18 protein-coding genes and 1 pseudogene are annotated in these 19,450 nt (G+C 66.9%); 8 read left to right on the top strand and 11 right to left on the bottom strand.

Translation table 11 applies throughout. The features are described 5' to 3' along the window. Positions 1–54: 54 nt before the first annotated feature. From E3O18_RS01820 to E3O18_RS01830, 3 genes and pseudogenes are all read left to right on the top strand, one after another. Positions 55–489: a Mu transposase C-terminal domain-containing protein gene (locus E3O18_RS01820; protein WP_241976686.1), complete on the top strand. Its 435-nt coding sequence runs from the start codon at positions 55–57 to the stop codon at positions 487–489. A 22-nt stretch (positions 490–511) separates the two neighbouring features. Further along, positions 512–1,222, top strand: a pseudogene (locus E3O18_RS01825) (AAA family ATPase). A 219-nt stretch (positions 1,223–1,441) separates the two neighbouring features. After that, on the top strand, positions 1,442–4,996 hold the full coding sequence (locus tag E3O18_RS01830) for a phosphodiester glycosidase family protein (RefSeq protein WP_134417316.1): 3,555 nt from the start codon (positions 1,442–1,444) through the stop codon (positions 4,994–4,996). A 344-nt stretch (positions 4,997–5,340) separates the two neighbouring features. Here the strand turns inward: E3O18_RS01830 and E3O18_RS16000 are convergent, their stop codons facing one another. Continuing rightward, positions 5,341–5,502 carry a hypothetical protein gene (locus E3O18_RS16000; protein WP_166784676.1) on the bottom strand — a complete coding sequence of 54 codons (162 nt, stop codon included), beginning with the start codon at positions 5,500–5,502 and terminating at the stop codon, positions 5,341–5,343. 61 nt (positions 5,503–5,563) lie between these two features. Continuing rightward, positions 5,564–5,737: a CsbD family protein gene (locus E3O18_RS01835; RefSeq protein WP_134396214.1), complete on the bottom strand. Its 174-nt coding sequence runs from the start codon at positions 5,735–5,737 to the stop codon at positions 5,564–5,566. A 78-nt stretch (positions 5,738–5,815) separates the two neighbouring features. Here E3O18_RS01835 and E3O18_RS01840 point away from each other — a divergent pair, with 78 nt between their 5' ends. Then, complete coding sequence (locus E3O18_RS01840; protein ID WP_134396213.1) at positions 5,816–6,526, top strand: M50 family metallopeptidase; 711 nt, start codon at positions 5,816–5,818, stop codon at positions 6,524–6,526. A 24-nt stretch (positions 6,527–6,550) separates the two neighbouring features. Here the strand turns inward: E3O18_RS01840 and E3O18_RS01845 are convergent, their stop codons facing one another. The 6 genes from E3O18_RS01845 to E3O18_RS01870 all read right to left on the bottom strand — a co-directional run bounded on the left by E3O18_RS01845 (position 6,551) and on the right by E3O18_RS01870 (position 12,392). After that, a complete protein-coding gene (locus E3O18_RS01845) occupies positions 6,551–7,054 on the bottom strand; it encodes a GNAT family N-acetyltransferase (protein ID WP_134396212.1) in 504 nt (167 codons plus the stop codon). 501 nt (positions 7,055–7,555) lie between these two features. Further along, positions 7,556–8,287 carry a DUF2071 domain-containing protein gene (locus E3O18_RS01850; protein ID WP_134396211.1) on the bottom strand — a complete coding sequence of 244 codons (732 nt, stop codon included), beginning with the start codon at positions 8,285–8,287 and terminating at the stop codon, positions 7,556–7,558. 153 nt (positions 8,288–8,440) lie between these two features. Then, positions 8,441–9,886, bottom strand: a complete 1,446-nt coding sequence (locus E3O18_RS01855; protein WP_166784677.1) for an SPFH domain-containing protein — start codon at positions 9,884–9,886, stop codon at positions 8,441–8,443. A gap of 132 nt (positions 9,887–10,018) precedes the next feature. Continuing rightward, positions 10,019–10,309: a LuxR C-terminal-related transcriptional regulator gene (locus E3O18_RS01860; protein WP_198410880.1), complete on the bottom strand. Its 291-nt coding sequence runs from the start codon at positions 10,307–10,309 to the stop codon at positions 10,019–10,021. Further along, the gene (locus tag E3O18_RS01865; protein ID WP_134417320.1) at positions 10,273–10,824 is read right to left on the bottom strand and encodes a hypothetical protein; all 552 of its coding nucleotides are present in this window, start codon (positions 10,822–10,824) and stop codon (positions 10,273–10,275) included. Before E3O18_RS01865 ends, E3O18_RS01860 begins: the two co-directional genes overlap by 37 nt. Before the next feature lie 2 nt (positions 10,825–10,826). Further along, complete coding sequence (locus E3O18_RS01870) at positions 10,827–12,392, bottom strand: hypothetical protein (RefSeq protein ID WP_134417322.1); 1,566 nt, start codon at positions 12,390–12,392, stop codon at positions 10,827–10,829. Between the two features lie 580 nt (positions 12,393–12,972). On the opposite strand from E3O18_RS01870, the gene E3O18_RS01875 reads away from it, so the two are divergent. Continuing rightward, entirely contained in the window at positions 12,973–13,293 is a 321-nt protein-coding gene (locus E3O18_RS01875; RefSeq protein ID WP_347232324.1) for an SHOCT domain-containing protein, read from the top strand. A gap of 51 nt (positions 13,294–13,344) precedes the next feature. Here the strand turns inward: E3O18_RS01875 and E3O18_RS01880 are convergent, their stop codons facing one another. Next, the gene (locus E3O18_RS01880; protein ID WP_134396208.1) at positions 13,345–14,616 is read right to left on the bottom strand and encodes an ammonium transporter; all 1,272 of its coding nucleotides are present in this window, start codon (positions 14,614–14,616) and stop codon (positions 13,345–13,347) included. 212 nt (positions 14,617–14,828) lie between these two features. Next, positions 14,829–15,878, bottom strand: a complete 1,050-nt coding sequence (gene zapE / locus E3O18_RS01885; protein ID WP_134396207.1) for a cell division protein ZapE — start codon at positions 15,876–15,878, stop codon at positions 14,829–14,831. Between the two features lie 182 nt (positions 15,879–16,060). Here zapE and E3O18_RS01890 point away from each other — a divergent pair, with 182 nt between their 5' ends. Genes E3O18_RS01890 through E3O18_RS01900 form a run of 3 tightly spaced genes read left to right on the top strand, consistent with a single transcriptional unit; the run spans position 16,061 to position 18,246 of the window. Further along, positions 16,061–16,963, top strand: coding sequence for a sulfurtransferase (locus E3O18_RS01890; protein WP_134417324.1), 903 nt, complete (start codon positions 16,061–16,063; stop codon positions 16,961–16,963). Between the two features lie 60 nt (positions 16,964–17,023). After that, the gene (locus tag E3O18_RS01895) at positions 17,024–17,461 is read left to right on the top strand and encodes a SufE family protein (protein ID WP_134417326.1); all 438 of its coding nucleotides are present in this window, start codon (positions 17,024–17,026) and stop codon (positions 17,459–17,461) included. Next, positions 17,458–18,246, top strand: a complete 789-nt coding sequence (locus tag E3O18_RS01900) for a dihydrofolate reductase family protein (RefSeq protein ID WP_134417328.1) — start codon at positions 17,458–17,460, stop codon at positions 18,244–18,246. Before E3O18_RS01895 ends, E3O18_RS01900 begins: the two co-directional genes overlap by 4 nt. Here the strand turns inward: E3O18_RS01900 and E3O18_RS01905 are convergent. Further along, entirely contained in the window at positions 18,167–19,351 is a 1,185-nt protein-coding gene (locus E3O18_RS01905) for an alpha/beta fold hydrolase (RefSeq protein ID WP_166784680.1), read from the bottom strand. The two genes, E3O18_RS01900 and E3O18_RS01905, sit on opposite strands and share 80 nt — an antisense overlap. Between the last annotated feature and the right edge of the window lie 99 nt (positions 19,352–19,450).

Raw genomic sequence — 19,450 nt, forward strand, 5'->3', positions numbered from 1 at the left:
ACGGCGCCGGAGCATCCGAAAGCCTCCTCGGCCACCGACGACTGGCTGCCACGAATGCCCGACACCCTGGAAGAACTCGACGGTCTCCTCCTGACCGTGCCCAAACACCGCACGGTCCAGCGCGATGGCATCCACTTCCAAGGCCAGCACTATCTCGCACCCACAGTGGCCTCATTCGTCGGGCGCACCATCACGATCCGATACGACCCACGCGATCTCTCCGAGATCCGCGTCTTCGACCACGACACCTTCGTCTGCGTCGCCATGGACGAAGCGCACCCCAACCTTCGGCTGAGTCTCCGAGATATTGAAACCGCCCCCGTGCCCGACGGCGAGAGCTCCGCCGAGCCATCAACGACCGCATCCCCACCATCGCTGCACGTGAGACTCTGCGCGCCGCCCCGCCAGCGCCACGACGGAATAGGTTGCGCACCTACGAAGAGGACGAATGATGAACGCAGGTTTCATCGTCACGAAATGACACCGTAGTTTCACCGAGTTCGCCAATGCTGTGCGCAAGGAACGGACCATTGGGATCTGCCACGGCGATGCCGGTGTCGGCAAAACCGACTCCTCCCGTCGCTACGTGCACTGGGACGTTCTGGGGCCGTACATCGACGAGTGGGGGCCGCGCGGCGACCACGACGCCTAGCACTACGCCCTCGCAAACCGATCCCGCACCGTCCTCTACACACCCGAAGTCCTCTGCCGGCCCAAGACACTCATGAACGAAATCGACCACTGGCAAATCAAAGTCGTAATCTGCGCCGACAAACACCTCCGGTTGCTTCGTCCCGGGCCATCCACAAGGGGTGGAGTCACCCACCTGGTGGAGCTGCTCATCATCGATGAAGCCGAGCGTCTCACTCCCACCGCGCTCGAGATACTCCGCGACCGCCACGACCGCGAGCACCTCGCGATGATCCTCATCGGCATGCCCGGAATTGACCAACGCTTTCGTCATTACCCTCAGCTCTACAGCCTCGGCTTCTCCCACCGCTACCGCGCCCTCGGCCGCGACGAACTGCCCTTCGTCCTCGACCACCACTGGAAACGACACGGCAAAACACTTGACCCCGACGACTTCACCGACGCCCATGCCTTCGCCGCGAACGAACGCATCACCTGCGGCAACTTCCGACTCCTCGAACAACTCTTCCCGCAAATCAACCGCGTCCTGAAGATCAACCAACTCGAAGCCATCACCGACGACGTCATCTAAGCCGCCACCAGCATCCTCGTCATCGGAAACTAGCGCCACAAAGCGATCCCAAAACGCCGCCACAACGCGTTAACAGTCACACCTCCGTCGCGTATTTCCGGGTGAAGAAGGCTATGCCAGTTTGTGGGCTCCGCGGGCTGCACGTCGTAGTGGCCGTAGAAAGAGCACGGTTGGAAGTCCCGCGTCTACGATGCGCTCCCCATAGACAGCCGGTGGACCATGTCCGTCCAACAGCGGGTCGCCGACCACACCGAACACCGTCCGTTCATCACGCAGCCGAGTCCACGCCATCTCGATTCCCTAACCTCGGCACTGCTGCCCGCGCGCGCAGCCCGCCCCGAAAGGTACACCGTGCTCGAGAGTCTCGCCGCCGACCACACCCCATCCCGATCGACGAGCCGCGGCACGGTCCGCTGGCTCGCTCTAATCCTCAGCGCCGGGATGCTGCTGGGCGGCACGGTTGCGGTCACCGCCGATCCGAGATCGGCAGTCGCGGCCGAGAACACCGGCGGGCTCGGCCTCGGCGGCGAAAACTCGTCGCTCCTCAGCGCAGACACCACGGCCATCGCCCCCGGCCTCGACCTCACCTCGTTCCAGCGGTTGCAGCCGCAGGGCTGGGTCACCGGGCACATCCTGGTCGCCGACCTCGAAACCCCGACCCTCAGCATGGACGTGCTCGACCACGGTGCCGTCTCGGGAGGCGCGACCGTGAGCGACCAGGTCGGTGGCACCGGCGCGATCGCCGCCGTCAACGGCGACTACTTCGATATGAACGCGTCCGGGGCTCCGGTTAGCACGAACGTCTCATCGACGCGCGGTGTGCTCAACGCCACAAACTCGAACCGTCCGGCTTTCACCATGGCTGACGGCATCGCAGCGATCCAGCAGATCGCCTCGGCTGCCACCGTCACGATCAACGGCGACACCCTCGACGTCCCATCGGTGAACGCACCAACCGTACCGGCCGGCTCGCTCGGCTACTACACCCCGCTGTGGGGCAGCCACCCCTTGTCCCGGGTGCTCGGCGGCCCGGCGAACATGACGAAGACGTTCGCCGTCGCCACCCTCACCGACGGGGTGGTCACCTCCGTCACATCCGACCCAGCCGCGGTCAAGGCGGAGACGACCATCGCGTCGGGCTCGGCCGTGCTCGTCGGGCGGGAAGCATCCGCTGCTCGAATCGCCGCCCTCACCGTCGGTCAGACCGCCGACGTCACCGTGTCGACCAGCGCCGACGTCGACCTCGCCGTCAGCGGATCGCAGCGACTGCTCATCGATGGCGTGCAGACCGCCGAAGACCAGGTCGAGGCCGCCCGCACCGCCGTCGGCGTCAACCAGGACGGCACCATCGTCTACGTCGCGTCGATCGAAGGCCACGCCGCCGACGCCCGCGGCATGACCGTGCAGGAAGTCGGCCGCCTGATGCTCGACCTCGGCGCCTACAACGCCGTCAACCTTGACGGCGGCGGCTCCTCCACGCTCGTCGCCCGCCTGCCCGGCACCGACGCGTCGACCCTGGTGAACCGCCCCTCCGACGGCACCGAGCGCGTCGTCGCCAACAGCCTCGCGTTCTTCTCCTCGGCACCGACAATCCTCACGGTTGTCGCGATCTCGACCGCATCGCAGAGCGAGAATGCGGATGCCGTGTTCCCCGGCCTGTCACGAACCGTGACCGGAACCGGTTTGGACGCCAACTACACCGGCCTGGCCGTCGACGGAGAATTCAGGGCCGACAACGGAGGAGCCGTCGTCGAGCAGACCAACGGCTCCTCCGCGACCGTCACCGGCGTCGCCCCGGGCCGCACCGAAGTCTCATTCGCCGCGGACGGCAAATCCGCGTCCACCGAACTGCACGTGCTCGGCGAGCTCACGCGACTGGCGGCATCCAACTCGGTGATCTCGCTGGCCGAGCCAGGTACCAGCCGAACGGTTCGCATCGAAGGACTCGACGGTGACGGCTTCAGCGCACCGATCGAAACCGGCGACCTGACCGTCACCTCGGGCGCAGACGTCACCGTCGAACCGGCCGGCGTCGACAGCTTCGTCGTCACCCCGAACGTCGAGTCGGGTTCGGCAACGATCACCGTTGAAGCGCTCGGTAATTCCGTCGACATCGCGGTGACCATCGGCTACCGTCACGTTCCCGTCACCGACCTCAGCGACCTCGGGTCGTGGACCTCAGCGGTCGCTCGCGCGACCGGCACCATCACACCGTCGACCGGTCCGAACGGTGAAATCGCGATGACGCTCGGCTACAACTTCACCACCTCGACCGCCAGCCGCGGCTTCTACGCCGTGGCACCGGCCCCGATCGAACTCGCCGGTCAGCCGCAGGCGATCGCGATGTGGATCCACGGTGACGGCAGCGGCGCGTGGCCGCGGCTCCAGGTGAAGACCGGCAACGGGGTGACGACGAACCTCGACGGCGCGCTCGTCACCTGGACCGGCTGGAAGCAGGTGACGTTCACGGTTCCCGCCGGCACCGCGTACCCGCTCCGGTTCGAGCGGATCCGGATGATGGAGACCCGGTCGACCGCGTCGTACCACGGTGAGGTCTCGATCGCGGGAATCTCGTCGGTCGTGGCTCCGGATGTCGCCCAGCCCGCGGCATCCATCGTCTACGACGATGTCATCGTGACCGACGGCACCGTCGCAGGCCGGGCCCAGCGCATCGCCGTGATGAGCGACGCCCAGTTCGTCGCGCGCACCCCCGACGGGGCGATCGTCCAGGCCGCGCGCCGCACCCTGCAGGAGATCGTGGCCGAGAAGCCCGACCTGCTCGTGATCAACGGTGACCTGGTCGATGAGGCGTCCGTCGCGGACTTCGACCTCGCCCGCTCGGTCCTAGACGAGGAAGTGGGCGACGCGATCCCGTGGATCTACGTTCCAGGCAACCATGAGGTGATGGGTGGAGCCATTTCCAACTTCGAGGCGGAGTTCGGCGAGACCAGCCAGGTGAAGCAGCTGGGGGGAACGCTCGTCGTCACGCTCAACACGGCGAACGGTTCGCTCGCGAGGTCCGACAGCGCGCAACTGGGCCTGCTCGAAGACGCGCTCGCGACCGCAGCGGCAGACAGCGGCATCACGGGGGTCGTCGTGTTCGCGCACCACCCGACGAACGACCCGCTGCCGTCGAAGGCGAGCCAGCTCAGTGACCGTTTCGAAGCGGAAGCGCTGGAAGCCAGCCTCGCTGCGTTCCGCGCCGACTCTGGCAAGTCGATTGCAACGGTCAACGCGCACGTCGGAGTGTTCCACGCGACGAGCTTCGACGGGGTGTCGAGCATCATCAACGGAAATTCCGGCAAGGGCCCGTCGGGCACACCGGAGACCGGTGGCTTCACCGGCTGGACGATGCTCGGGCTCAACCCGGCCGCCGGGGTCGTCGGCAGCACTCCGACCACGGTCGCCGACCGGATCGCCTGGCTTCAGGCCGAGACGAAGCCGCGGGTGGACGAGATCCGGCTGGATGTTCCGACGACGATGATCGTGGGAGAGACGGCCACGATCGACGCGAGCATCGTGCAGGACGGCGACCGCGTCGTGCCCGTGCAGTGGCCGATGAGCGCCGGCTGGTCAGGGAAGAGAGTAGTGATCGACGCTGGAACGGTGAAGGAACATGCCGCATCAGCGCTGCGGTTCAACCCGACCACGAAGAAGCTGACCGCCGTCACCCCTGGTGATGCGACACTGCAGCTGACCGTGAACGGCAAGACGGTGTCGGTGACCGTGAAGGCCCTGCCCGTCCGCGGTGGGCCGGGTAGCAGCACACGCTGAGCAGCCTCGGTTGATCGGGCCCGGGACTGATCGCGTCACGCGATCGGTCCCGCAGGGTTCTGAACGCCGTCACACGCTCGGTTCGGGGGCAAGGGTGCGTCAGGAGTTAGGTCGAGCGGCGGCAGCAGGTTCGGGTCAGCGCCGCGCGCCGGATAGGCGAGGTCGCCTCGGTGATTGTGGTGGATGGCATCTCAAAGAGGTGTGTGGCGAGTTGGCAGAGGAGAATCCACACGGAAGAGGTCATCGGTTCGAGTCCGGTATCGCCCACAGCCAAGAAAAAGCCCCGAGAATTCGGGGCTTTTTCCTTGTCTCGGTACGGGTCGGAGACCACCTGCGCGGCCCGGTCAGGCCCGCTTCCCGGAGACCACCCGGGCAAGCCAGACGATCAGCGCGATCACGGCGAGCACGATGCCAACCCAGATGAGGAAGTTGAGCGACTCGACGAACCCTCCGGTGAACAGAAGCGCGATGGCGATGATGGCAACGATAACGAGGAGTACGTTCATCCTGCTCGCCGTCCTTTCTTTTGATTGACGTGCACTGATGGTGTGGAGATGCGGATTCGACTCAGTCCGTGACGGCGTCCTTGACGTTCTCTCCGGCCTGCTTGAGGTTTGCCTTGGCCTGTTCCGCCTTGCCCTCGGCTTCGAGCCGTTCGTTGTCGGTCAATTTGCCGGCGGCCTCCTTTGCCTTGCCCACGGCTTCCTCGGCCGAGTTCTTCATCTTGTCCGAGGCACTCATAGGGACCGTCCTTTCACTCGTATCCAGCTTTTGCGGTCAGTATAGAGCTCCCGCCCAAGGTAATCTAGGCTGAAATCCATGGACGGGCTTGTCGATCTCTGGGGGCAACTCTCCGCCCGAAATGAGCCTCTGCCCGCGGTCACGGCCTGGCTAACCATCGCGGCCGCTGCCGTGCTCGTGCTGGTGCCGGCCGCGTGGCGGGTCACCCGCCACGTCATCACGATCGCGCACGAGGGCGGTCATGCGGTGGTCGCGACGGTGAGCGGTCGCCGGCTCGGCGGTATCCGACTGCATTCCGACACCTCGGGGTTGACCGTCAGCCGCGGACGCCCGCGCGGACCCGGCATGGTGCTGACCCTGCTGGCCGGCTATACCGCCCCTGCCCTGCTGGGGCTCGGCGCCGCACGGATGCTCAGCCTCGGCTATGACATCGGCCTGTTGTGGCTGTTGCTGACGGCCCTGGCACTGCTGCTCGTGCAGATCCGCAACTGGTTCGGATTGTGGTCCGTCCTCGTTACCGCTGGCTTGGTCTTCGGCATCACCTGGTTCGGCACTCCCCCGGTGCAGAGCGTTTTCGCCCTGCTGATCACGGCGTTTCTGCTGCTCGGGGCTGTGCGCACCGTGATCGAGCTCCAGCGGTCCCGGTCGCGGAGCCTCGGTACCGCCTCCGACGCCGACCAGCTGGCCCGTCTGACCCACATCCCGGGCGTGGTCTGGGTGGCCGTGTTCTTTACCGCGACGATCGCCTGCGCGGGGTTCGCCGGACGGCTCCTCGGCCTGCTTGCCTGATCCTGCCCCGCGGGGGTGCTGCCGTCAGGAGACCGTCGGCACGGCGTGTTTAAAGCCCACGTGGGACGCGGTGAAGCCCAGCCGTTCATAGAACCGGTGCGCGTCGACGCGCGCTGCGTCCGACGTGAGCTGGACGAGTTGAGCCCCGAAGGCCGGGGCATTCTGCACGGCCCACCGAATCATGGCTCCGCCGAGCCCGCGGCTCCGCTGATCCGAACGAACCCGGACGGCCTCGATCTGCAACCGGGTGGACCCGACCCGGGCGAGCCCAGGGATGACGGTGAGCTGCATGGTGGCCAGCACCTCGCCCAGGAGCGACGTCGCGACCAGCAACTGCTGGGCCGGATCTGCGTCGATTGCGGCGAATGCCCGTTCATAGGCGACGCGATCTTCCGGCCGGTCGGCGTCGCCTCGGGAAGCGCTGATGGAGTCGTCGGCGAGAAGCCCCACGATTGCAGACAGATCCCGGGACAGGGCACGCCGAAGGAGCACAGAGCCGGCGGGAAGGGTGAGGGTGACATCGATCATCCTCCGAGTATCCCAAATGCCGCCTTCGCGTCTGTGCCCAGTTGGACTGGGCCCGGGTCTGGGCCCGAGCCCCAGCCCGAACCACAGCCCGAACCACAGCCCGAACCACAGCCCATGATTGTGCCACTGGGGTCTCGCTGGGTGCGCAGCCGGCACCAATTCGACGGAGATTCTCCTGAAAACGGGATTTGCACACGATTTAGGCCGATTTTGACAAAATGTCCGTCGAATTCGTTCGGGAAGGCCTGCCGCTCTCACGCGGCCGACGACAACGCTCATGAAGTCCGCGCTGTGTCAGACCGCATTGAGTCCGCGTATCGCGGCCCTCACCGCGCCGGCACCGACCACGTCTGGTCGATCACCACCCTCGCATGCTGATAACTGATCTCACCCGTCTCCAACGCGACGCGGGCCAGCCCGAAGCAACGCTCCGACTCGACCAGTTCCGCCCGCCGGGCGAACGCCCCGTCCTACCGTGCCTCGATAGCGTCGGCCCGCGACTCAACCGGCGGCGCCGAACCAGGTGGTGACCCCGGGCGAATACAGCACGGAATCCGGCTCGCGTCCGGCCAGCCCGGGGAACCCCGCCACGGCGAGCAGGGTGTCGTCAAGGCTCACCAGTTCGGCCTCGAAGAGCTCCCACGGCTCGTGGTGATTGCGCAGGTGCACCGTGCGGCCACGCGTACGGGTGAATAGACCCCAGCGGGCGGTCAGGAAATCGGCGAGCGGATCGCCGACGACCGGGCGGGCAGTCGGCCGAACCACGATCTCGGTGCGCGCCCCGGCGGCCAGATGGCGGCGCGCGGTGTAGCGGTACTCCCCCGCCCCAACCTCAAGCTTGGTGCGGGACCACATGTACGGGATCGAGAACAGTGCCCGGGCCGCCAGCACAGCCGCCAGCCGGGAGGCCTCCAGCGAAACGAAGACCACGCCGCGGTGCCCGTTCGCATCCACCGCGTACAGGCGCACGTTCACCTCAACGAAGGTGCCGAAGTAGGGAATGGGCGGACTGCCGAAGACGGTGGCCCGGTCCAGCACGAACGGGATCAGCCCAACCCAGCTGGCGCCGTCGAATTCGTCGGGCACGAGACCGTCCGGCAGCAGCGGAGCCACGAGAGCGGCGTCCACGCGCCAGTGCACGAACATCAGATTCGACCAGCGCTGGCTCGAGGACGCTCGCCCGGCCAGCAGGGGCGCAACGGCCGAGACCGGTTCCATCGCGGCATCCGTCATCTGGAAATCTCCCCTTGTTCCCCAGCCCATGCGGACCGGACTGCGGCATTCTGTGAACATCAACGCTACTCGCACCGGGACCAGGTCGACGCTTTCGAAATCCGAGCGATCCAGGCGCGAAAGGCCTGAATCAGCGCCCGACCTGACTGCGTCCTACGCCTCGACGGCCGGCGCAGCCAGGGCGCTGTCGACGTCGGCCTGCTGGGCGGTCGTGAGTGAGGCCTGTGGCTTGGCGGTCTTGGCCGCGGCCGCTCCGACAGCGGCCCCACCGACGAGGTTGCCGAGCAGTTCCCGGATGCCGATACCCATGGTCGACTTGAGCACGCCGTCGACCTCGGTGATACCGGAGGCGACATTCTTCGTCAGTTGGCTGGCGCCATCCGTGGAGATGACCGTCAGGTTGTCGATGTTCGCCATCGGAGCGGCCAGCTCGCGGGCGATCTCGGGCAGCATTTCCACCATGCGAAGCTGGATCAGCGCTTCACTCTGCTCGGCTACGGCCTCTGCGGACAGCCGGGTCGCGGTCGCCTCAGCGGTACCGCGGGCGAGGATGGCGTCAGCCTCGGCCTGCCCCTCCGCGCGGAGGGCCTCGGCGTTTGCGATGCGGCTGTCGCGGTCGGCGTTCGCGCCGGCCACTGCGGCCTCCGCCGCCGCGATGGCGGTCACCCGGATGCGGTACGCCTCGGCGTCGGCGATCGCGTTGACCTCGGATTCAAGCTCGGCCTTGCGGAGAGATGCGCGCCGCTGGGCGGTGAGCTCCTGCTCCTGCACGATGGCCTGCTGGGCCTTGGCCTCGGCCAGCGGTTTGGCCGCGGCGGCTTCGGCGGCGGCCTTGTCGGTGTCCAGCTGTAGCGCAGCTTTCCGAAGTGCCAGCGTGTTCTGGGCCTCGGCGATGGCCTGCTCGGCCAGAATGGCGGCCTCCTGGGCCTCCCGGTTGGCCGCGTGCTCGGCAACCTCGGCCTGGCGCCGCACCTTGGCCTGCTCGGCGCGTCCGAGGTCCCGGATGTAGTCGTTCTCGTCAGTGATGCCCTTGATCTCGAACGAGTCCACATCGACGCCCTGGTTGGCCAGGGACTCCCGGGCGGTCGCCAGCACCGAGGAGCCGAGCTCGTCGCGCTTCTGGATGATGGTCATCACGTTCGTGCCACCGATCGACGACCGCAGCGATCCCGACAGTACTTCCTGTGCGAAGCCGTCGATGTTCTTGTCCTGGCCGAGAAACCTCTGCGCGGCGGCACGAATGGCGGCCGGGTCGTCGCCGACCTTCACAATGGCGACTGCTTCCACGGTGAGGGTGACGCCGTTCTGGTCCTGGGCGACGGCCGTGATCTCGATCGCCCGGCTGCGCAGGCTGATCTTGAACGCCTTTTGGAAGAAGGGGGTGATGAACACACCCTGGCCGTGCACGACGCGTTGCCCGGATTCCTCTAGCGTGGCGCCGTCGACGATGGTCTTCTTCGATTTCTTGCCGGTGATGATCAGGGCTTCGTCCGGCCCGGCATTCTTGTAGACGCTCTTGGCATAGAACAGGCCGATCAGGAAGACGACGATACCCAGCATGATGAGACCGGGGATGGGGCTGAGCAGGAATTCAAACATGGGGTCCTTCCGTTCCGCCGGCACGAAGATCATGCACGTGGCCTGGCACTTCGCGCGGCGCGCGCGGGCACGAGACCCTCGAAGCCTAGTGGTCCGAGTCAGGCGGAACCATTCCCATTCGGGGGGTGCAGGTCAGAGCAGGCCGCGCTCCTGAGCGATGGTCACGGCCCGGGCGCGGTCGGTGGCCTCAAGCTTCTGATAGATGTTGCGCAGATGTGTTTTGACGGTGTTCGGGCTCACATTGTGCTTGCGGGCGATGTCCGCCACGGATTGATGGAAGGGCAGCTCGCGCAGCAGCACCCGCTCCCGCTCGGTGAGCGGTGCGACCAGGGCAGGGGTTGGCCCTGGGCCTGGGCGATTCTCCCCCGGCGCCTGAGCGGACCGAGTCAGAATCCGGCTTGCGAAACCGTCGAGGTCCCCCAACCGCCCGACTCTGGTGCCGAGAAGGGACACCCGAGCCCGCCCACGGCCAGAAAGGCTCTCTCGACCCGCAGCTGCTCAGCCAGGCGCAGCGCCCGAGCCAGACGGGCATCCGCTTCGGCGGATCGTTCACCCTCCTCGGCGATGCCGGCGAGCACGATCCAGGCGCTCACGAGCGTGGATCCGCGCCAACACCGGGCGGCCGGCGTCGCGGCGGCTTTCAGCCGTTCACCGGCGCCATGGCCGCCCGGGGCCGGCGGGTACGCGAGGGAGCGGAGCAGCACGGCCTCCAACGAGTCCGCACCCAGCACCTTTTCCACCAGGAGCGTGACACGTCGGGCTTCCGCCCGCCCGTCCAGCGCACCGGTCAGCTCGAACCAGGGAATGCAACACAGGCTCAGCACACGCGGGTGGGCATCCGCATTCTCCCGTATCAAGGCATTCAGACTCTCGAGCGCCGATCGCCGCCTCGGGTCCGCCGCCGATGCCGACAGGGACAGGAGGGTCTGGGCGGACACGATCAGTCCGGAATCGCACACCAGAGGGTCGGCCGTGACAAGCCGTTCCAGGATGCCCCGGCGCCCGTGGCCGGGCGCGCTGCGGCACCCGTCGCCCGAGCCAGTTGATCGTCGATGAGGCTGGCGCGGGCCCAGTCGCCCCGGCGCGAGGCCGCCACGGCGGCGAGGTCGCCGGCAAGCAGGAACAGCCATTGGTAACCGGCATTCCGCGCGGTCACGGCCACCATTCGCAGTCCCGCTTCGGCTCGCTCCGCCTCGCCCAGACCGGCGCGGCACCAGGCCTCCGCGGTGGCGGCCAGCAGGTCGACACCGAGGTTCTTCCGCCTCCCCGGTGCGGTGCGGACGGCGCCCAGCCTGGCCAGACGGTCCCGGATTTCATCAGGTGTGGCTGCGAAGAAGGCGGCAAGCGCGTCAATCACGACGGTCCAGACCTTCGCACTGCCGCCGGACGCGAGCCCCGCCGTCTCGAGCTCCGCCAACAGGTGGCCGGCCTGCCCCCGGTCGGGAAAGTACGGCGCGTCCAGGAGCAGCCTCAGGGACGCCGTCACGGATGCACCTGGGTCCCCGGCGCGCGTGGCGGGCTCTGCCAGGGCACGAAGGACGAGGTCTGGCGTTCCCCTGAGCACGAGATCGAGACCGAAAGCATCGAGCATCTCGGCGGTGAGGATGGGCAGCCCGGCAGCAAGCGCCTGCTCGAGAGCGTTTTGACCGTCGGCGCGGCGCGCGAACCACCGGGCCGCGGTCTCGTGAGCCGCCGCCGCCACGAAGTCACGTCGCCGCGCCTCGCTCTGCAGATAGGCCAGCAGGATCGGGTGGATGCGATACGCCCTGGTGTCGTCGCCGCTCTCCCTGGTGATGAGTGCGCTGGGCCAGGCCAGCCGGTCCAGCATCGCCCCGGCATCCGCTCGCTTCGTCACCTCGACGGCCAGGTCGACCGAGAGGACAGGCCTGACGGCGGCGCGCAGCATCGTGTTCTCATCACCGTCAGCCCAGCCGGCGATGATCTCCGACCGGAGGAAACCGGCCACCGCGGGATCGTCACCGTCAAAATTCGCCACCAACCGTGCGGAATCGTTCCTCCCGTGCAGGAACGGCACGATCAGCATCAGACCGGTCACCCATCCCGCAGTGCGCTGCAGCAGGATCGTCGTCTCCTCGTCCGTCAAAAGGAGACGATGCGCGGCGGCGAGCGCCAGCAGCTCGCTCCGATCGAACGCCAGGTCCGCAGGCGCCACGTCGACCATGGAGCCGTCGCCGCGCAGTCGCGTCGGCCCTGCGCCCGGCCGGGTGCGCCCGGCGACCACGAGACGGATGCCCTCGGGCGCCGACGCGACCAGCTCGCCCACCAGCCCCGGCCGATCCCCTTCGACACGGTCCAACCCATCGATGAACACGTACCGGGTGTCCCCGTCGCCTGACACCCCCGAGCGCCGCCCGACCTGCCGCCAGACATCAGCGGGATGCAACCGGCCCGGCTCCGGCGCGCGTACCCAGGTGATCGACTCCCCCTTCCGGTGAAGGCGGCCTGCCCAGGCGGCCAGCAGGGTCGTCTTCCCGGAGCCTGCCACAGCCCACACGCAGACGCAGCGGACTTCGCCGGCGATGAGCCGATGAAATGCGCCGTCAAGCCGCGGCCGCTCCACCTCAGCGGTCGACCGAGCCGGGACCAGCGCGCCGACCCCCGGTGACGGGGCAGCCGGTGACGGGGCAGCCGGTGACGGGGCTCCCGGTGTCAGGGCTCCCGGTGTCAGGGCTGCGCCCGGAACCGCCATCTGAGCCGGTATCCGATGCGAGGTCATTGAGACACGTCCTCCATTCGCGGCCCCGAGTGGTCGTTCAGCCTCGTCACCCTAGCTCTCGGCCTGCCCCACGGCTAGGGTGCCCGGTGCAAGCAGCACCGACGGCAGCGGGTTCGAGCGTTCGGAATTCACCCGTTCCGGGTGAAGGTGGTCCGGCCGCCTGGACGTACAACAGTGGCACCCGTCACATTGTGTCGTGGTCGACGCTCGACGCTCAACGCTCGAAGACGGCAGTGCCCGAAGATGAGGAGAACGTGCCATGGACTTCTGGGAAAACCTGTGGGGGACGATCTGGTTCTTCTTCTAGACCTTCGCGATAGTTTCGTATTTCTTTGCTCTCTTCGGCGTCATCGTCGACCTGTTTCGGGACCGGCAGCTCGGCGGCTGGGCGAAGGCGGCGTGGTTACTCGCCCTGTTCTTCGTTCCCTTCCTCACGGTGCTGATCTACGTGATCGCCCGCGGCGAGGGCATGGCGGAACGCAGTTCCAAGGAGTCGAAGGAGTACCGGGCGCAGACCGATCAGTACATCCGTAGTGTCGCCGGAACCAGTGCCGGGCCCGCGAAAGAGATCAGCCGGGCGAAGGCCCTGCTCGATGCGGGCACAATCACCCCGGCCGAGTTCGACGCCCTGAAGTCCCAGGCGCTGTCGAGGTCTTCCTACACCCAATAGGACAGCCACCGAATAGGACAGCACCTGATCGAGCCGGGCGCTGCTTCATGCCTAGACGGCGTCGAGCGCGTAGCCCTCTTCACCGTGCACGATGGTGTCCACTCCGGCCACCTCGTCTTCGTTGTTGATTCGGAAGCCGATCGTCTTCTGAATGATCACCCCGATGCCGTAGGCCATCACGAAGGAGAAGATCGCGATGCCGAAGGCTGCGACGAACTGCACCCAGAGCTGGTTGAGGCTGCCGGTGTCGAGCAGGCCGATGCCCGACCCGAAGACACCGATGTAAAGCGTTCCGATCATGCCACCGATGAGGTGGATGCCCACCACGTCGAGCGAGTCGTCGAAGCCCCACTTGAACTTCAGGTCGATGGCAACCGCGCACACCGCTCCGACGAGGACACCGAGGACGATCGCCCAGAACGGGGTGAGGATGTTACAGGCTGGGGTGACGGCGACGAGCCCGGCGACGGCACCCGAGGCGGCACCGATCGAGGTGGGCTTGCCGTCCTTGATCTTCTCGACGATCAGCCAGCCGAGAATACCGGCGGCGGGAGCGACAAGCGTGTTGATCCAGGCGAGGGCGGCGACGCCGTCGACGGCGGCTTCGGAGCCGGCATTGAAACCGAACCAGCCGAACCAGAGGAGCGAGGCGCCGAGGAGGGTGAGTGGAACGTTGTGGGGCTTGGAGATGCCCTTCTTGAAGCCAACCCGCTTGCCGAGCACCAGGGCGAGAGCCAGACCGGCTGCACCGGCGTTGATGTGCACGGCGGTGCCACCGGCAAAGTCGTTGACCCCGAGAGCGGCGGGAGCCCAGCCGTCGGCGAGGTTGAAGACCCAGTAGGCGACTGGGAAATACACCAGGGTCGACCACACGGCGGCGAAGATCAACCAGGCGCCGAACTTGGCACGGTCGGCGATCGCACCAGAGATCAGTGCGACGGTGATGATGGCGAAGGTGGCCTGGAAGCCGGCGAACGCCAGCCCGTTCAGGTCGGGAGTGAGGGATCCGTCTTCACCGGCGCCGAGCAGCCCACTCAGGCCGAGCAGCCCGGACGGGTTGCCGAGGAAACCGGGGATCAGCGGCGGGCCGAAGACAAGCCCGTAGCCGTAGAGCACCCACAGCACACCGACGACGCCCATCGCGCCGAAGCTCATCATCATCATGCTGATGACGCTCTTTGCCTTCACCATGCCGCCGTAGAAGAAGGCAACACCGGGAGTCATCAGAAGCACGAGGGCGGCCGCGACGAGGAGCCACAGGGAATTGAGATTCAGGGCTATTTCATCAGGTGTGGCGTCCAACAGGACTGACAGTTCAACCATGGATATGGTTACCTCTCGCTAACTAACAGTGATTGCCGTCGACGTGCACAGGGTGAGCGGTTGATCGTGTCTCGGCGGGTACAGAGTCAGTTTGGAGTTGGCAGGTTTCGGTGAGTGCGCGCGGATGTTTCGCCCGCGTTACGCGCCGTGCGACGGTGTTAACATCGCGTTTCGGCAAGCAGAGCGGTGGTCAGGCCCCGATCAGTCGTGGATCAGTCGTGCGGTGGAAGCTCACCTGTGGTCAGCGCCACGAGACGGGACTGGGACCGCTGGTACTTCTTGCGGTAACCGCCGGAGAGCATCTCCTCGTCGAAGACCTCGTTCAGTGGCTGGCCGTTGGCGATGATCGGAATCTCCGCGTCGTAGACCCGGTCGATGAAGGCGACCAGCCTGAGGGCATCCGTCTGGTCGGTCAGCAGGTACACATCGGTCAGGGCGATGACGTCGATGCCGTGGATCAATTTGATGTACTTCGACGGATGCACCGTGCTGAGATGTCGGATCAGGTCGCCGAAGTCGTCCCGGGTCACCGTGGAGCCGCGTTCGACCAGGGCGGGCACCAGCTGGTCCAATTCGTCCCGGGGCACGGCGATGGCGTGGCCCTCGATGTCACGCCTGCGGTAGTCGAGGCCGTCGATGCGCACGATCTCGAAGTTCGCGGACATCGCCTGGATCTCGCGGAGGAAGTCGATCGCGGCGAAACGCCCCTCGCCGAGCGAATTCGGCGGAGTGTTCGATGTGGCGGCGACGCGGGTACCCGAGGCCACGAGCTCGCCCAGAAGCCGGGTCATCAGCATGGTGTCGCCCGGATCGTCGAGTTCGAACTCGTCGATGCAGATCAGACGGGCGCCGGAGAGCTGCTTGACGGTGGCTGCATAGCCGAGTGCTCCCACCAGTGCGGTGTACTCGATGAAGGTGCCGAAATATTTCGGTCCCGGGGCGGCATGCCAGAGCGCGGCCAGCAGGTGGGTCTTGCCGACGCCGAAACCACCGTCCAGGTAGATGCCCGGCAGCTCCGGCTTGGGCTTGCGGGTGCGGGAGAAGAAGCCGCTGGGCCGTTGGGCCAGCCAGGCTCCGGCAAAGGCGCCCAGCCGTTCCACGGCCTCGAGCTGCGAGGGGAAGTTCAGGTCAGGTCGGTACGACGCGAAGGAGGCGTGCTCGAACTGGGGCGGCGGAACCAACTCGGCCACGATCTCCGGCCCGGTGATGCTCGGAGAGCGATCGGCCAAACGTTGCACCTGGCTGAGAGCTTGTGGAGCCATGCTGTAGTACCCGGTTTCTGTGTCGGACTGATAGTCCCGGTCGGAGCATCATCGTTGAAGAACGACCGCGGATGCGATCAGGAGCCATACCGCGTAGATTCGAAAACGCGGACCGGTAACCAGCCTAAACCGCGCCCATTTGATTCCGGTGTCCATCGGACGCCACCAGGAGGTTCCCCCCCATGTCTGTTGATCTCGATCCGGCACCGAAGTTCATGGCCTACGCCCACCCCGAACGTCTGGTCAGCACCGAGTGGCTGCAGGCGCATCTCGCAACCCCCGGTCTTGTTGTCGTCGAATCGGACGAAGACGTTCTGCTCTACGAAACCGGCCACATTCCGGGAGCCGTGAAAATCGACTGGCACACAGACCTCAATGATCCGGTCGAGCGCGACTTCGTCGACGGTGCCGCCTTCGCCGCAATGCTCGGTGCCAAGGGCATCTCCCGCGACACCACAGTGGTCATCTACGGCGACAAGAACAACTGGTGGGCGGCCTACGCCCTGTGGGTGTTCACCCTGTTCGGCCACGAAGACGTACGCCTGCTCGACGGTGGCCGTGACAAGTGGGCGGCCGAGGAACGAGGCCTCACCCGAGACAGGCCCGTTATCACCCCGACCGTGTACCCGGTCACCCCGCGCAACGATTCCGCCATCCGCGCATTCCGCGAGGATGTCTTCGCACACTTCGGGAACCCGCTGATCGACGTGCGCTCCCCCGAGGAGTACACCGGCGAACGCACCCACATGCCGGCCTATCCGGAGGAGGGTGCCCTGCGCGGCGGCCACATCCCGTCGGCGGCGTCGGTGCCGTGGGCGCGCGCCGCTGCCCCGGACGCCACCTTCCGCACCCGCACCGAGCTGGACGCCATCTACCGTGACGAGGCCGGCCTCTCCGACGGCGACAACGTCATCGCCTACTGCCGGATCGGCGAGCGGTCAAGCCACACCTGGTTCGTTCTGACCCACCTGCTCGGCTTCGAAGGCGTGCGCAACTACGACGGGTCCTGGACCGAATGGGGTAACGCCGTACACGTGCCGATCGTGATGGGCACGGAGCCGGGCGACGCACCTCAGCCCCGCTGAGCCGGTCGGCCCACTCGGATTCCGGGGCCTCACGGCCCGAGCATGGCAGAATGAGTGTCGATGACCGCCACCGAACTTCCCGCCAAACTGGCCGAGATCCGCGCCGACTTCCTCGAACTCGAGGAGTCCGACCGGCTGCTGCTGCTGCTTGAGTTCGCCGACGAGCTACCGGCGCTCCCGCCGCGCTACGCGGAGCACCCGGACCTGCTCGAGCGGGTCGTTGAATGCCAGTCCCCCGTCTTCATGTTCGTTGAGGTGGACCACGAGGCTGCGGTGCACCTCTACGCGACCGCTCCCCGGGAGTCGCCGACGACCCGGGGCTTTGCCTCGATCCTGGCCCAGGGTCTGGATGGCCTCAGCGCCCAGGAGGTGCTCGATGTGCCGGATGACTATCCGAACACGATCGGATTGACGACAGCGGTGTCTCCCCTGCGCATCCGCGGCATGACAGCCATGCTCGCCCGCACCAAGCGCCGCCTGCGCGAGGGCGCTGCGTGACCCTGACCCGGGTGTTTCCGGAACCGGACGCGGGCGGCGACACGGTCGACCTGCCGCGAAGCGTCGACGGGCTCGACCCGGTCAGCCGGGACTGGCTGTTACGGCGCTACGCCCCGGCGCCGGGCGCGTACCTGCGGGTCAATATGATCGCCAGCCTGAACGGCGGCGTGGCCGGGACCGATGGCACCTCGGATTCCCTCTCGAGCCGCCTCGACCGCCGGATCCTGGGTGTGATCAGGGAACTCGCCGACGTCGTCCTGGTCGGCGCCGGCAGTGTCCGTGCGGAGGGGTATATCGTGCCGGCCCGAGCGGCCCTCGCTGTCGTCACCAGCAGCGGAAACCTGGCCGGTCATCGGCTCGAGCACGTTATGCACCGGGACTCCGCACACCCGGACTCCGCACATCGGCAGCCGGTGTTCATCCTCTGTCCGCGCTTCGCAGTCAGCCGGGTGGAGGCCGCCACGGTCGGGGCCCAAGCGACCGTCGTGCCGCTCGACGATGAGAACGGTGTCCTCACTCCGGCCACGATTCTCGCGGCTCTCTGCGCCCTCGGCCTCCCGCGCATCGTCTGCGAGGGAGGACCGGTGCTGGCCGGGCGATTCTTCGCGGCCGACCTGGTCGACGAATTCTGCCTGTCCACGAGCCCCCAGGTGGTGCTCGGCGGCCGGGGTTTACTCGAATCGGCCACGGCCGGATCCACCGGATTCAGGATGCGGCAACTTCTTCTGGACGACCAGGGAGCGACATACGCTCGGTGGGAGCGATCTCGACCAACCAGTTCGTGATGGCCTGATTCCAACCCTCGCGGTCGTAGTTCCACAGCTTCGTGTGCCGCGCTACCGCGAACGGCAGAAAGGTCACGATGTCGGGTCGGCGCCCGGCCAGGGCGCGGGAGCCGGTCGCGGGCACGAATCCGTCGTCGTCGCTGTGCATCAGGAGCACCGGAAAATCGAGCTCGGCGGCGCGCGTGACGAAATCGAGGCGTCCGAAGTCGATCGGTTGGGTCTGACCGGTGACGATCTTGCCCCAACGCCGTCCCAGGACCTCCAGAGCACCGCTGGCGATGACCGCGGGCAGGCCGAGCAGGCCGCCGTGGAAGCGCGCGACATCCGCCCAGTCGATCACGGGCGAGTCGAGCACGATGCCGACGATCCGGTCGCGCAGCGTTGATCGCGTCGCGCTCTGCAGCACGATCGCGCCGCCCATGGACCACCCCATCAACACGATCTCGGTCGCACCGCGGTGCACCGCGAACGCGATCGCCGCATCGACATCCTGCCATTCCGCGTCTCCAAGGGAATACCGGCCGTCGCCGCTGCGCGGTGCCTCCCCGTCGTTGCGGTACGACACGAGCAGGGACGTGAAGCCCGCATCCCGGAAGACCGGCGCCGCTCGCAGCGTCTCATGCCGCTGCACCCCGCGCCCGTGCACCTGGATCACCCAGCGGCCGTCCGGCTCCTCGGCCGGGATCAGCCAGGCCGGGGCGTCACCGACATCGGTAGGAACGAGCACGTCCTCGAAGGCGAAGCCGAGGTCCCAGGGCCCGAGGTACGAGTAGCCGCCGAGTCGGCCGCGCTCGGCCCGGGCCAGATCCCCGTGATCGACGCGCAGGATGCGCCGCGTCACCTTCGTGGGCGTGAGACGGAGGATCTCGCCCAGGTGGGCGTGTCCTGTATCGCCCGAGAACCAGAAACTGTAATCGCCCTGCAGTACGGAATCCGCCGTGGACTGCAGCGTGATCGTGCCCGCCACGAGGTCGACGGAGTGGATCCGCACGTCGTCGGAGCGCGTGGACAAGGGCGTCACAATCCGACGCGCCATCACGGCCGCCAAAACACCGCCCGCGACCCCCAGCAACACTGTTGCCCCGGCGACTGCGATCCCGGTCACCGCCAGAAAACGCCTCGGGTACCGCCCTGATCCCGCCCTGTCACGCATGACTACCTCCCCTGTCCGGCGTGCCTGACCGACTCCGCTCGAAAAAAACTC

Source organism: Cryobacterium sp. TMT2-42-4 (genome assembly GCF_004402645.1).
GTDB lineage: Bacteria > Actinomycetota > Actinomycetes > Actinomycetales > Microbacteriaceae > Cryobacterium > Cryobacterium sandaracinum.